This window comes from Streptomyces sp. NPDC093984, assembly GCF_044764595.1.
Taxonomy (GTDB): Bacteria; Actinomycetota; Actinomycetes; order Streptomycetales; family Streptomycetaceae; genus Streptomyces; species Streptomyces cynarae.
Map to the genome: position 1 here is coordinate 120,674 of NZ_JBIWIM010000008.1, position 12,573 is coordinate 133,246.

Sequence of the window (12,573 nt, forward strand, 5' to 3'; positions counted from 1 at the left end):
GCCCCCCTGTCGACGCAGCACACCATCGGAGGAACGACGTGACCAAACCCCGTCCCAGAATCGTGGAGCTCGGCGAGATCGAGCCCAACACCAGACGCGGCGGCGATCTGCGCGCCATGCTCACCCCGGCCACGGTCGGCTCCACCAGCGGTTTCATGGGTGTGGCCATCGTGCAGCCGGGGGATCGGATCGGCGAGCACTACCACCCCTACTCCGAGGAGTTCGTCTACGTCCTCAGCGGCCGGCTCGAGGTGGACCTGGACGGCGAGCCGCACGCGCTGCGCCCCGAGCAGGGTCTGATGATCCCCGCCTATATGCGGCACCGCTTCCGCAACGTGGGTGACGAGGAGGCCCGTCTCGTCTTCCATCTGGGCCCCCTCGCCCCGACCCCGCAGCTCGGCCACGTCGACACCGAGGAGACGGAAGCCGTCGCGGTCGCCGCGGAAGGAGCCGGGGCGGGCGGTGCCCGGCCGGCCGACCGAGGTCAGGTCCGTTCATGACCCGGCGCGTGGCGGTCACCGGCATAGGCGTCGTGGCACCGGGCGGCATCGGCGTCCCGGCGTTCTGGGATCTGCTCGCCAACGGCCGTACCGCGACGCGGGGCATCACCTTCTTCGACCCGACCGGCCTGCGCTCGCGGATCGCCGCCGAGTGCGACTTCGACCCGGTGGCGTGCGGGCTGGGGCCGGAGCAGATCGAACGTGCCGACCGGTACATCCAGTTCGCCCTGGTCGCCGGTGAGGAGGCGGTACGGGACGCCGGCCTCGACCTGGCCCGGGAGAACCCCTGGCGGGTCGGGGTGTCCCTGGGGTCCGCGGTGGGCGGAACCACCCGGCTGGAGCACGACTACGTCCTGGTCAGCCATCGCGGGCAGCGCTGGGACGTGGACCACCGGGAGGCGGGTCCGCATCTGCACCGGGCGTTCTCGCCGAGCACGCTGGCCTCGATGGTGGCGGAACGTTTCGGCGCCTGTGGTCCGGTGCAGACCGTCTCCACGGGCTGCACCTCGGGGCTCGACGCGGTGGGGTACGCCTTCCACACCGTGGAGGAGGGCCGGGCCGACGTCTGCATCGCGGGCGCCTCCGACTCGCCGATCTCCCCGATCACCATGGCCTGCTTCGACGCGATCAAGGCCACGTCCCCGAACAACGACGACCCCGCGCACGCCTCACGACCCTTCGACAACAACCGTGACGGGTTCGTCATGGGCGAGGGCGGCGCGGTGCTCGTCCTGGAGGAGCTGGAACACGCCCGGGCCCGCGGCGCGCGGGTGTACTGCGAGCTCAGCGGCTACGCCACCTTCGGCAACGCCTACCACATGACCGGACTGACCAGCGAGGGCCTGGAGATGGCCCGCGCCATCGAGACGGCGCTCGACCACGCCCGCCTCGACGGCTCGGCCATCGACTACGTCAACGCGCACGGCTCCGGTACCCGGCAGAACGACCGCCACGAGACCGCCGCCGTGAAGCGGGCCCTGGGTCACCACGCCTACGACACGCCCATGAGCTCCATCAAGTCCATGGTGGGGCACTCCCTCGGGGCGATCGGCGCGATCGAGGTCGTGGCCTGCGTACTGGCCCTGGACCGCCAGGTCGTACCGCCGACCGCGAACTACGAGACCCCCGACCCGGAGTGCGACCTGGACTACGTCCCGCGCGTGGCCCGGGAGCGGAAGCTGACCAGCGTGCTCTCCGTGGGCAGCGGGTTCGGCGGCTTCCAGTCCGCGGTGATCCTGACCCGGCAGAGGGAGAGGACACGATGAGCGCACCCCACGTTCGGCGCGCCGGCGTCACCGGAATCGGCGTCGTCGCGCCCAACGGAACGAGTACCGACACCTTCTGGAAGTCCACCCGGGAGGGCATCAGCGTCCTGGACCGGGTCACCCGCGAGGGGTGCGAGCACCTGCCCCTGAAGGTGGCCGGCGAGGTCCGCGCCTTCGACCCGGCGGCGGGGGTCGAGGAACGCTTCCTCGTGCAGACCGACCGGTTCACCCACTTCGCGATGGCCGCGGCCGACCTGGCCCTGGCCGACGCCCGGATCGGCCGCGCCGACGAGCACGGTTCGCCGTTCTCCCTCGGCGTGGTCACCGCGGCCGGATCCGGCGGCGGTGAGTTCGGGCAGCGGGAGCTGCAGCAGCTGTGGGGAAAGGGCAGCCGCTTCGTGGGTCCCTACCAGTCCATCGCCTGGTTCTACGCGGCCAGCACCGGTCAGATCTCCATCCGCCGCGGGTTCAAGGGCCCCTGTTCGGTCGTCGCCGCCGACGAGGCCGGCGGGCTCGACGCCCTCGCGCACGCCGCGCGCGCCGTGCACCGGGGCACCGATGTGATCGTGGCCGGCTCGACCGAGGCGCCGCTCGCGCCGTACTCGGTGGTCTGCCAGCTCGGCTACGAGGAACTGAGCACCGTCGGCGACCCGGAGCGCGCCTACCGCCCCTTCACCTCGGGGGCCTGCGGGTTCGTGCCCGCGGAGGGCGGCGCCATGCTCGTCGTGGAGGACGAGACCTCGGCCCGTGAGCGGGGCGTGCGGGTGCGGGCCGTGCTGGCGGGGCACGCGGCGACGTTCACCGGCGCCTCCCGGTGGGAGCGGTCCCGGGAAGGGCTCGCCCAGGCGATCCGCGGCGCCCTGGAGGAGGCCGAGTGCGCCCCGGAGGAGATCGACGTGGTGTTCGCCGACGCCCTCGGCGTACCGGAGGCGGACCGTGCCGAGGCGCTGGCGATCGCCGACGCGCTGGGCGCGCACGGCAGGCGCGTACCCGTGACGGCGCCCAAGACGGGCATAGGCCGCGGCTACTGCGCGGCGCCCGTGCTGGACGTCGCGTCGGCGGTGCTCTCGATGGAGCACGGCCTGATCCCGCCCACCCCCAACGTCCTCGACGTCTGCCACGACCTCGACCTGGTGACCGGCCGGGCCCGCGCCGCCGAGCCGCGCACGGCGCTGGTCCTCAGCCGGGGCCTCATGGGGTCGAACACGGCGCTCGTGCTGCGGCACGGCGCGGCCGAGTGAGCCGGGAGTCAACGACCGGAACAGCGGCGCCTCGCAGCGAGGCCGCCCTGGAGCAAAGGAGACCCACCGTATGAACGACCGCATCACCCTGGAAGAACTGTCCGACCTGATGAAGAAGGCCGCCGGAGTCACCGTCGCCCCGCAGGAACTGCAGCAGCGGTGCGACTCCGGCTTCGACGCCCTCGGCATCGACTCGCTCGGCCTGCTCGGCATCGTCGGCGAACTGGAGAACCGGCACGGCACCCCGATGCCGCCCGACGCGGAGCGCTGCAAGACGCCCCGGCAGTTCCTCGACCTCGTCAACAGCACCCTTATGGCAGGAGCCTGACATGGCCGGACACACCGAGAACGCCATCACCATCGCCGCGCCGGTGGACCTGGTCTGGGACATGACCAACGACCTGGAGAACTGGCCGAACCTGTTCAGCGAGTACGCCTCCGTGGACGTGCTCTCCCGCGAGGGGAACAGGACGACCTTCCGGCTGACGATGCACCCCGACCAGAACGGCACGGTGTGGAGCTGGGTCTCGGAGCGGGAGACGGACCGCCCCACGCTCACCGTCAAGGCCCGTCGTGTCGAGCCGGGGCCCTTCGCGTACATGAACATCCGGTGGCAGTACGAGGAGGTCCCCGAGGGCACCCGGATGGTGTGGACGCAGGACTTCGCGATGAAGCCCGACGCCCCGGTCGACGACGCCTGGATGACCGACAACATCAACCGGAACTCCAAGGTGCAGATGGCCCTGATCCGGGACCGCATCGAGAAGGCCGCCGCCGAGTCACGGCCCGCGCCCGCGCTGGCCGACTGAACCGGACGGAGGACACACCCATGCACCAGGCCCTGATCGTCGCCCGTATGGCCCCCGGATCGGCCCCGGACATCGCCAAGGTGTTCGAGGAATCCGACCGGGGAGAGCTGCCGCATCTCGTCGGGGTCACCCGGCGCACCCTGTGGCAGTTCGGCGACGTCTACATGCACCTGATCGAGGCCGAGCAGGAGCCCGGCCCGGCCATCGCCAAGGTGGCCCAGCATCCGGCCTTCCGGGACGTCAGCGAGCGGCTCACGGCGTACGTCAGCGCCTACGACCCGGCCACCTGGCGTTCCCCGAAGGACGCGATGGCGCAGTGCTTCTACCGCTGGGAGCGGGACTCCGCTCGCTGAACCACCCCCGACCCCACCGTCCGAACCAGCCGAACGGCCACCGGTCGCCGGGCCCGCGTGCACCGCGGACCCGGCGACCGGTGGCCTGTGGGGGCGGCCCCGCGGGCCGGTGGCGGTCGTCGTTCAGTGGGGGACGTTGTTCACTAAGACACGCTGTTCACTGGGCTGTTCACGGGGAGACGCCGTCCACGGGGAGACGCTGTTCACTGGGAGACGTCGTTCACTGGGGAACGCTGCAGTCGAACGCGTGCAGGTAGGGGTTGACCGGGCGGATGTCGTCGATGATCAGGCCGGCGGCGGTGATCCGGTCCACCATGCTCTTCGTGGTGTGCTTGGCCCCGCCCACGTTGAGGAGCAGCAGCAGGTCCATGGCGGTGGAGAACCGCATCGAGGGGGTGTCGTCGACGAGGTTCTCGATGACCACGACCCGCGCCCCGGGGCCGCCCGCCGTGACGACGTTGCGCAGGCACCGGGCGGTCGAGTCGTCGTCCCACTCGAGGATGTTCTTGATGATGTAGACGTCGGCCTCGACCGGGATGGCCTCACGGCAGTCGCCGGGCACGATGCGCACCCGGTCGGCGAGGGCGCCGCCCTCCCGCAGCCGCGGGTCGGCGTTCCGCACCACGGGGGGCAGGTCCAGCAGCGTTCCGTGCATCGACGGGTACTTCTCCAGCAAGCTCGCCACCACGTGCCCCTGGCCGCCGCCGATGTCGGCGACCGACGAACTCCCCGACAGGTCGAGGAGCTCGGCGACGTCCCGGGCGGACTGCCGGCTGGAGGTCGTCATGGCCCGGTTGAAGACGTCGGCCGACTCCGGGGCGTCCTCGTTGAGGTAGGTGAAGAACTCCTTGCCGTACAGGTCCTCGACGACGTTCCGGCCGGTGCGCACCGCCTCGTCCAGCTTCGGCCACGCGTTCCACGTCCAGGGTTCGGTGCACCACAGGGTGATGTAGCGCAGGCTGTTCGGGTCGTCCTCGCGCAGCAGCCGGGACATGTCGGTGTGCGCGAACGTCCCGTCCTCGTGCTCGGCGAAGACGCCGTAGCAGGTCAGGGCCCGCAGCAGCCGCCGCAGTGGCCGCGGTTCGGTCTTCACCGCGGCCGCGAGGTCCTCCACGGCCATCGGGCCGTCCCCGAGCGCGTCGGCGACGCCCAGCCGGGCGGCGGCGCGGAGGGCGGCGGCGCACGCCGCCCCGAACGCGAGTTCCCGCAGGCGCATGGAGGGCGGTGGGGCAGGGCTTACGGTCGTCATGTGCTGCCTTTCCTCTCTGGGTCCGCAAGGCGGCGGTGCCGCGGCGTCAGCACAGTCCCGCGGGCTTGGAGGCGCCGCAGGTGTTGCCCTGGAAGGTGTTGCCCTTGCCGGCTTCCCCGTTGACGAGGTCCGCCGGGGCGTTGCGCCGCACCGTGTTGCCGGTGATCTGGTTGCGTTCGTTCGAGGCGCCCACCATGCTCTTGAAGAGCACGATGCCGCCGGAGAGCGGGGACTTGCCCGTGTGGTCCGTGATCGTGTTCCGGGTCACCAGGGTGTTCTCGGCCCCGGTCAGGACGATCCCGGAGCCCTGCAGGGCGGGCAGCCGCGTGGTCTTCGGGCAGGACTTGTTGTTCTGACGGATGACGTTGTCGCTCACGGTCAGGGCGCCGGCCCGCGGCGTGTTCTCGTCCCCGACGACGAAGACCCCCGCGCAGTTGGCGGTGAGGTCGTTGCTCATGACGGTGAGGTCCCTCAGGCGGCGGACGGTCACGCCGATCCGGTTGCCCTGGAGATGGTTGCGCGCGATCACCGCGCCCTTGGTGTCCGTGGCCCCGCCCTCGGAGACGACCGTGTTGGCGAGGAACAGGCCCGCGTCGCCGTTGTCGCGGGCGGTGTTGTCCAGGAACACGCCACGGGTGGAGCGTTCCTGCGCGATGCCCCACACCTTGTTCTTCTCGGCGGTCACGTGCCGGACGGTCAGCCGGTCGGTCCACGTCGACCACAGGCCGCTCTTGGAGAAGCCGGTCAGGGCGAGGGAGGCGATGGTGGTGTCCGTGACGGGGTGGCCCTCCCTCCCCTCGACGCAGATCCCGTTGCCGGCCTTCGCGCAGGCGCTCGAGGCCGCTTTGTCGGCCGGTGCGATGACGGTGCTGCGGCCCATGCCGCGCAGGGTCAGCCCGGAGGTGGTCACCCGAACGCTCTCCCGGTAGGTGCCGGCGGCGAGGAGGATGGTGTCTCCCGGTTTGGCGGCGTCCACGGCCTTCTGGATCGAGTCACCCGGACGCACCGTGCGGGTGCCGGGCGTCGCGGGGAGGGAGTCGGCGGTGGCGCCGCACCCCGACGCGACGAGCGCTGCGGCACACGCGAGGTAGGCGAGATGGCGTTTCGTCATATTCGGTACGCTATGACCGGATAAGCCGTTGAATGCCGGATCGTCCATCCGGGGGCGTGTCTCGGCCCGGCGTGTCCTCGGGCGGTGCTTCAGCCGCGCAGCGTGCGGGCGATCTCCGTCTGGACCGTCTCCGGCGCCCTGCCGTCCTCGATGTCCCACAGGCAGTTCTGCAGCACCCGGCCCAGCGTCCAGGCCCGCGCCCGCTCCCGGTCCAGGCCCAGTGCGTCCGTCAGGGCGTCGAAGCGCCACCGGGTCTCCGCGGAGTCGTAGCGGTTGCGGATCGCCGGGAGCAGGTCGAAGCCGGGGTCGCCGGCCAGCGGCTTGGGGTCGATGGCAAGCCAGAGGGCGCGGTCGGCGGCCAGGACGTTGCCGTAGTGCAGGTCCCAGTGCAGCAGGCGGTCGCCCGGCTCGGGCGCGACCTCGCGCAGGGCGGCCGCGCAGTCCGCCACCAGGCGGCGGTCCGCCGGGTCCGGTATCCGCTCGAGCGCTCGGGGGGCCTGCTCCAGCATCGCCCGCGCGATGTCGCCGAGCCGGCGCATTCCCTGCGGGGCCGGGACGGCGGTCAGGCGGGCCAGCAGCTCCGCGATGACGAGGACCGCCTCACGCGCGTCCGGCACCTGGGTCAGCGTGCCGGTCGCGTCCAGCCGTTCGAGCAACAGCGTGCAGGTGGGCTCGTCGTGCTCCAGCAGGCGGACTGCTCCCTCCCCGTCCCAGGCGCTCAATGCCAGGGGCTCGCCCTCGCTCTCCTCGTCCCGGAGCTGGAGCTTGAGCGCTGCCGGAGCACCGTCGGCGCGGGTCACCGGCAGCACCAGCGCGGTCACCCCGTACATCGCGGGCCCGTCCACCCGCAGCCCCCACCGCTCCAGGAACTCCTCCACCCGCCGGGGCAGCTGCGCGACGAACGCGCGCCCCGCCTCCCGGTTGAATTTCTCCTGTGAAGCGACCAGCTCGCCAGGCACCTCGATCACCTTCCCGGCCATACTGGCCTGTGTGGACGGGGTCAGGCGGTTTCGGCGCGGCCTCGGGGCGGCGGCGGCCTACATACGCAGCGCCCCGGGGACGTACGTGTGGCTGCTGGTCCTGTTCTTCACCACCATCGCGCTGCACCATATGTCGCCGCACTTCGAGGAGCGCTTCCTGCGGCATCGGTCCACCAACATCCACCAGCTGTCCCAGGACCCGCTGCGCGTGTTCATCACCTCCGCGATGTGGATCAACGGCGGCCACTGGCTGCCGTACGCCGCGCTCTACACGGTCTTCCACGCGCAGGCGGAGCGCTGGCTGGGCACCGCCCGCTGGCTGGCCGTGTGCGCCGCCGCGCACGTGCTCGCCACGCTCGTCAGCGAGGGCGCGCTGCTGCAGGCGATAAAGGACGGGATGGCCCCGTACTCGGCGGTCAACACGCTCGACTTCGGGGTCAGTTACGCGCTGGCCGGGGTGATCGGCGTGCTCACCTACCGGCTCGCGCCGCCCTGGAGCTACGCCTATCTGACCGTCGTCCTCCTGGTGTACGCCCTCCCCCTGACCACGACCCCCACCTTCACGGATTTCGGGCATTTCATCTCGGTGCTGATCGGTCTGGCCTGCTTTCCGCTGACCCGTGGCCGCGGAAAACCATGGAATCCGAAGGAGACACTGGTCGCTCTCAGGAGTTAGCGTCCGCGCATGAACAGTGCGGTGAATGGCGTCGTCAACGGCGGCCTCTCCTTCTGGTACGCCGACGACGGCCTCCCCGGGCCCCGGGAACCCCTCGCCGGGGACGCGTCCGCCGATGTGGTGATCGTCGGCGGTGGCTACACCGGCCTGTGGACCGCCTACTACCTGAAGAAGGCGGCGCCCTTCCTGCGGATCATGGTCCTGGAGCAGAGGTTCTGCGGCTACGGCGCCTCAGGCCGCAACGGCGGCTGGCTCTACAACGGCATCGCGGGCCGCGACCGGTACGCGAAGCTGCACGGCCACGAGGCCGCCGTCCGCCTGCAGAGGGCGATGAACGACACGGTCGCCGAGGTGGTCCGCGTCACCGAGGAGGAGGGCATCGACGCGGACGTGCACGCCGGCGGCGTCCTGGAGGTGGCGTACACGCCCGCGCAGCTGGCCCGGTTGAAGGCCTTCCACGAGCAGGAGCTGTCCTACGGTGAGAAGGATCGCGAGCTGTACGGCGCCCGGCAGACCGCCGAGCGGATCAGGGTGGCGGACGCGGTCGGCTCGACCTGGACCCCGCACGGGGCGCGGCTGCACCCGGTGAAGCTCGTCAAGGGCCTCGCGGCGGCCGTGGAGGCGCTCGGCGTGACGATCCACGAGCACACCCCGGTCACCGAGATCCGCCCGAAGCACGCGGTGACGCCCTACGGCACGGTCCGCGCCCCGTACGTCCTGCGCTGCACGGAGGGCTTCACCGCCTCCCTGAAGGGGCAGCGGCGCACCTGGCTCCCCATGAACTCCTCCATGATCGCGACCGAGCCGCTCACCGACGCGCAGTGGGAGCGGATCGGCTGGGAGGGGCGCGAGACGCTGGGCGACATGGCGCACGCGTACATGTACGCCCAGCGCACCGCCGACGGCCGGATCGCGCTCGGCGGCCGCGGCATCCCGTACCGCTTCGGCTCCCGCACGGACAACGACGGCCGCACCCAGCCCGCCACCGTCGAGGCGCTGTACGACATCCTGGTCCGCTTCTTCCCGTCGCTGGCCGGGATCAGGGTGACCCACGCCTGGTCGGGGGTGCTGGGCGTGCCGCGCGACTGGTGCGCCACGGTCACCCTGGACCGCTCCACGGGCCTCGGCTGGGCGGGCGGCTACGTCGGGTCGGGCGTCGCCACCACCAACCTCGCCGCCCGCACGCTCCGCGACCTCGTCCAGCAGGACTCGGGTCAGGGGGGCCCGACGGAGCTGACGGCGCTGCCGTGGGTGAACCACCGGGTGCGCAAGTGGGAGCCGGAACCGCTGCGCTGGCTGGGCGTGCACGGCATGTACGCCACCTACCGCACGGCGGACCGGCGTGAACGGACGGCGCCCGGCATGGAGTCGTCACGGCTGGCACGACTGGCCGACCGGGTCGCCGGACGCCACTGACGCGTAGCCGCTGCGCTGGGCTGTTGCCGTGACCGCCGGGCGCGCCCCGGATCGGTTTCGCCCCCGCCGAACTCACCCTTTCCATCCCCGGGGGGGACCCCCGGGCACCCCTGCCGGGGGCTGCGTCCCCCGAGCTTCCGGCCGGGGGCGGCGTCCCCCGGACCCCTCCAGGGGGCTGCGTCCCCTGGGCCCCGCCGGCTCCCTGGAAAACTTTACGCTCTGATTGCCCGTAAGCGCTTCTCCCTCAACTCCCGTCTCCCCAAAGCTGTGGGCAGTTTGTGTCATGTACGCCACGGCTCTTAGGGGAGGGCACGTTTTTCATGGCAGGAGACGGGTTGCGCAGAAGACGGGCATGGGCGGCGGTGTTCGCCGTGTCCGCCGCGCTGGGTCTGACGGTCACACAGGCCCAGGCGGCATCAGGTCCCCATACGGACCCCTTCGGGGTGCGGGCGCTTCGGGAACAGGCCCTTCTGAACCAGCAGAAGGGCCTGTCCCCGTTCGCGGAGACGGAGGACCCCGGGGGAGGCGACGAGGACGAGGCCGGGAACATCGCCGAGCAGGCGGACCAGTACGCGGAGGCCCGCACCTCGCCGGGCATCGTGGCGCCGGGCGCCTACGGGGCCGCGTACGGCGAACTCAGCGGTCTGCGGCACACGCACAGCAAATGGAGCGAGCTGACGCGGCTGCCGTACGACTCCGACGACCCGCGCTACCGGGACACCAACTCCAACTCCAGCGGCGGCGCCGGGCGGGTCACGGGGCGCGTGACCGGGCTCGCGGCCGACAACCACGGGTATGTGTACGCCGGTTCGGCCAACGGCGGTGTCTTCCGCTCCCGCACGGGCGGCGGGCACTGGCAGAACATCTCCGACGGCCTGCCCGCCCTCTCCACGGGCGACCTCCAGCTCGACGGTCGCGGACGGCTGTGGTACGCGACCGGTGAGGCCAACACGAGCGCGACCTCGTTCCTCGGCACGGGTGTCTACGTGCTCGACGACCCGCGCAAGGGGAAGTTCAGCACCCGTGACCGGGTCGGCGGGGACGAACTGGAGTCCACCTCGATCAACGCGCTGCGGTTCGGCGGGGACAAGGTGTGGGCGGCGACCACGCGCGGCGTGTGGAGCCACTCCACGAAGTCCCTGAAGGGCCCGTGGAAGCTGGAGTTCGCCCCCAACCCCGACTATCTGCCGGGCGGTTCCGAGGCGAGCGACCCCGACGCGGCGTACAAGAACATCACCAGTGACATCGCCATCGACCCCAAGGACCCGAACAAGGTCGTCCTCGCGGTCGGCTGGCGCGGCGGCGACGCCTACAACGGCTTCTACGCCAAGGGTCCGCACGGCTGGCAGCGGCTGACCAGCCTCGGGGACCTGCCGAGCGACAGCGACGACGTGGGCAACGTGACCTTCGCGCGCAGCGCCGACGGCTCCCGCTACTACGCCATCGACCAGTCGCCGGCCATGACCAACTCCAATCCGGACAGCGGGCTCGCCGGCATCTTCGTCTCCAAGTCCGGCTCTCCGACCGGACCGTGGACGAAGATCGCCGACTACACGCAGCTGCGCGACTCCGGTTCGGCGCTCACCGGCGCCGGCTACCAGCCGGGCATCCAGGCCTGGTACGACCAGTTCCTCACCGTCGACCCGAAGAACCCCGACCACGTCTACGCGGGTCTGGAGGAGGTCTTCGAGACCAAGGACGGCGGCAAGAGCTGGACCGTGCCGGGACCGTACTGGAACTTCGGCTTCCCCTGCTGGTCCATCGACCCCGCCAAGCAGAGCGGTGACTGCCCCTCCACCGTGCACGCCGACCAGCACGCGGTGGCGATCGGCAGCAACGGCGGCGCGCCGTACCTGGTGGTCGGCGACGACGGCGGCGCGTTCCGCAGGCCGCTGAACGGCTCGGCGAACGCCTCGGGCCACGGCACCGACTGGACGTCCCTGAACGACGGCACGATGGACGCGCTGCAGTACTACTCGGTCGGCGTGGGCATCGACCAGGCAGCGCGCGGGCTCGACGTCAGCGGCGGTCTGCAGGACAACGGCCAGTCGGTCCTGCGGCCCGGCGACCGCGTGATGGGCTCCAACTTCGGCGGCGACGGAGGCGACACGATCGTCGACCCGGCCAACGGGTGCAACATCGCCTCCGAGTACGTGTACCTGGCGGTCGCGGTCACGCAGAACTGCGCGGTGAACGACGGCAGTTGGATGACCGATCCGTCGAAGGCGACCACCTACTCCGTGGCCCCGCCCGACAACGCCACCGGCGAGGCCCGCTTCATCGCCCCGCTGAACTCCGACATCAAGGACGCGAACACCTGGGTCGCGGGCGGCCGCCACGTGTGGATCAACACCAAGGGCTGGGCGATCCGCAGCGGCAGCGAGTGGTTCAACGCCTTCGACCTCGGCGAGGGCCACACCGCCACCGCCGTCGCCTCCTCCGGGGGCAAGGTGTACGCCGCCTGGTGCGGCCCCTGCAACAACGAGGGCTTCACCCGGGGCATCGCGGTCGGCAACGCGGACGGCACCGGCTGGCACCAGCTGAACCTCCCGGCCGACGGGACGGTCCCCAACCGTTACCTCGCGGGCCTCGCGATCGACCCGGCGGACTCCAGCCACGTCCTCCTCGCGGTCAACGGCTTCTCCCGCAAGTGGACGGAGGGGCCGGGCGCCGGTGTCGGACACCTGTTCGAGACCCGGGACGGCGGTGTGACCTGGAAGGACATCTCCGGGAACCTGCCGGACGTGCCCGCCAACACGGTCGTGCTGCTGAAGAACGGGACCGTGGCGGTCGGCACCGACCTCGGCGTCCTGGTCCGCCCGGCCGGTGCGTCCAGCTGGAAGGTGGCGGGCACCAACCTGCCCACGACGGCGGTCCTCCAGCTCCGCACGGGCCCCGACGGACGGCTGTACGCGGCCACCCACGGGCGCGGCATCTGGGCGATCGACGTACGGCGCCTGCGCTGAGCCGTCG

At 71.4% G+C, this 12,573-nt stretch carries 12 protein-coding genes; 9 read left to right on the plus strand and 3 right to left on the minus strand.

The window, feature by feature from the left end; all coding sequences use genetic code 11:
* The first annotated feature begins 38 nt into the window (after positions 1-38).
* The 6 genes from ACIRC0_RS27325 (at position 39) to ACIRC0_RS27350 (ending at position 4,168) form a co-directional block, all read left to right on the plus strand.
* Positions 39-500: a cupin domain-containing protein gene (locus ACIRC0_RS27325; protein ID WP_200420981.1), complete on the plus strand. Its 462-nt coding sequence runs from the start codon at positions 39-41 to the stop codon at positions 498-500.
* Complete coding sequence (locus ACIRC0_RS27330; RefSeq protein WP_403620692.1) at positions 497-1,765, plus strand: beta-ketoacyl-[acyl-carrier-protein] synthase family protein; 1,269 nt, start codon at positions 497-499, stop codon at positions 1,763-1,765. The genes ACIRC0_RS27325 and ACIRC0_RS27330 overlap by 4 nt, the downstream gene beginning before the upstream one ends.
* Positions 1,762-3,006, plus strand: coding sequence for a ketosynthase chain-length factor (locus ACIRC0_RS27335; protein WP_403620695.1), 1,245 nt, complete (start codon positions 1,762-1,764; stop codon positions 3,004-3,006). Before ACIRC0_RS27330 ends, ACIRC0_RS27335 begins: the two co-directional genes overlap by 4 nt.
* Before the next feature lie 70 nt (positions 3,007-3,076).
* Positions 3,077-3,334, plus strand: a complete 258-nt coding sequence (locus ACIRC0_RS27340; RefSeq protein WP_200420978.1) for an acyl carrier protein — start codon at positions 3,077-3,079, stop codon at positions 3,332-3,334.
* Position 3,335: 1 nt separating this feature from the next.
* Positions 3,336-3,815 (plus strand): SRPBCC family protein, encoded by a 480-nt coding sequence (locus tag ACIRC0_RS27345; RefSeq protein WP_389001422.1) that lies wholly within the window; start codon positions 3,336-3,338, stop codon positions 3,813-3,815.
* Positions 3,816-3,835: 20 nt separating this feature from the next.
* Positions 3,836-4,168 (plus strand): TcmI family type II polyketide cyclase, encoded by a 333-nt coding sequence (locus ACIRC0_RS27350; RefSeq protein ID WP_200421099.1) that lies wholly within the window; start codon positions 3,836-3,838, stop codon positions 4,166-4,168.
* Positions 4,169-4,388: 220 nt separating this feature from the next.
* Here ACIRC0_RS27350 and ACIRC0_RS27355 read toward each other — a convergent pair whose 3' ends face one another.
* The 3 genes from ACIRC0_RS27355 to ACIRC0_RS27365 form a co-directional block, all read right to left on the minus strand.
* Positions 4,389-5,417 (minus strand): methyltransferase, encoded by a 1,029-nt coding sequence (locus tag ACIRC0_RS27355; RefSeq protein ID WP_403620700.1) that lies wholly within the window; start codon positions 5,415-5,417, stop codon positions 4,389-4,391.
* Positions 5,418-5,463: 46 nt separating this feature from the next.
* Positions 5,464-6,528, minus strand: a complete 1,065-nt coding sequence (locus ACIRC0_RS27360) for a nitrous oxide reductase family maturation protein NosD (protein ID WP_403620703.1) — start codon at positions 6,526-6,528, stop codon at positions 5,464-5,466.
* 89 nt (positions 6,529-6,617) lie between these two features.
* Positions 6,618-7,508: an aminoglycoside phosphotransferase family protein gene (locus ACIRC0_RS27365; protein WP_403620706.1), complete on the minus strand. Its 891-nt coding sequence runs from the start codon at positions 7,506-7,508 to the stop codon at positions 6,618-6,620.
* A gap of 10 nt (positions 7,509-7,518) precedes the next feature.
* Here ACIRC0_RS27365 and ACIRC0_RS27370 point away from each other — a divergent pair, with 10 nt between their 5' ends.
* The 3 genes from ACIRC0_RS27370 to ACIRC0_RS27380 all read left to right on the plus strand — a co-directional run bounded on the left by ACIRC0_RS27370 (position 7,519) and on the right by ACIRC0_RS27380 (position 12,566).
* Positions 7,519-8,184 carry a rhomboid-like protein gene (locus tag ACIRC0_RS27370; protein ID WP_403620709.1) on the plus strand — a complete coding sequence of 222 codons (666 nt, stop codon included), beginning with the start codon at positions 7,519-7,521 and terminating at the stop codon, positions 8,182-8,184.
* Between the two features lie 9 nt (positions 8,185-8,193).
* Positions 8,194-9,600 (plus strand): NAD(P)/FAD-dependent oxidoreductase, encoded by a 1,407-nt coding sequence (locus tag ACIRC0_RS27375; RefSeq protein ID WP_403620712.1) that lies wholly within the window; start codon positions 8,194-8,196, stop codon positions 9,598-9,600.
* 335 nt (positions 9,601-9,935) lie between these two features.
* Complete coding sequence (locus ACIRC0_RS27380) at positions 9,936-12,566, plus strand: glycosyl hydrolase (protein ID WP_403620715.1); 2,631 nt, start codon at positions 9,936-9,938, stop codon at positions 12,564-12,566.
* Positions 12,567-12,573: the final 7 nt, after the last annotated feature.

Bases quoted from the DNA above. Each gene is read 5' to 3' on its own strand.
- ACIRC0_RS27340 (WP_200420978.1), top strand. From the start codon at position 3,077: ATGAACGACCGCATCACCCTGGAAGAACTGTCCGACCTGATGAAGAAG.
- ACIRC0_RS27360 (WP_403620703.1), bottom strand. From the start codon at position 6,528: ATGACGAAACGCCATCTCGCCTACCTCGCGTGTGCCGCAGCGCTCGTC.
- ACIRC0_RS27375 (WP_403620712.1), top strand. From the start codon at position 8,194: ATGAACAGTGCGGTGAATGGCGTCGTCAACGGCGGCCTCTCCTTCTGG.
- ACIRC0_RS27345 (WP_389001422.1), top strand. From the start codon at position 3,336: ATGGCCGGACACACCGAGAACGCCATCACCATCGCCGCGCCGGTGGAC.
- ACIRC0_RS27330 (WP_403620692.1), top strand. From the start codon at position 497: ATGACCCGGCGCGTGGCGGTCACCGGCATAGGCGTCGTGGCACCGGGC.
- ACIRC0_RS27335 (WP_403620695.1), top strand. From the start codon at position 1,762: ATGAGCGCACCCCACGTTCGGCGCGCCGGCGTCACCGGAATCGGCGTC.
- ACIRC0_RS27365 (WP_403620706.1), bottom strand. From the start codon at position 7,508: ATGGCCGGGAAGGTGATCGAGGTGCCTGGCGAGCTGGTCGCTTCACAG.
- ACIRC0_RS27355 (WP_403620700.1), bottom strand. From the start codon at position 5,417: ATGACGACCGTAAGCCCTGCCCCACCGCCCTCCATGCGCCTGCGGGAA.
- ACIRC0_RS27350 (WP_200421099.1), top strand. From the start codon at position 3,836: ATGCACCAGGCCCTGATCGTCGCCCGTATGGCCCCCGGATCGGCCCCG.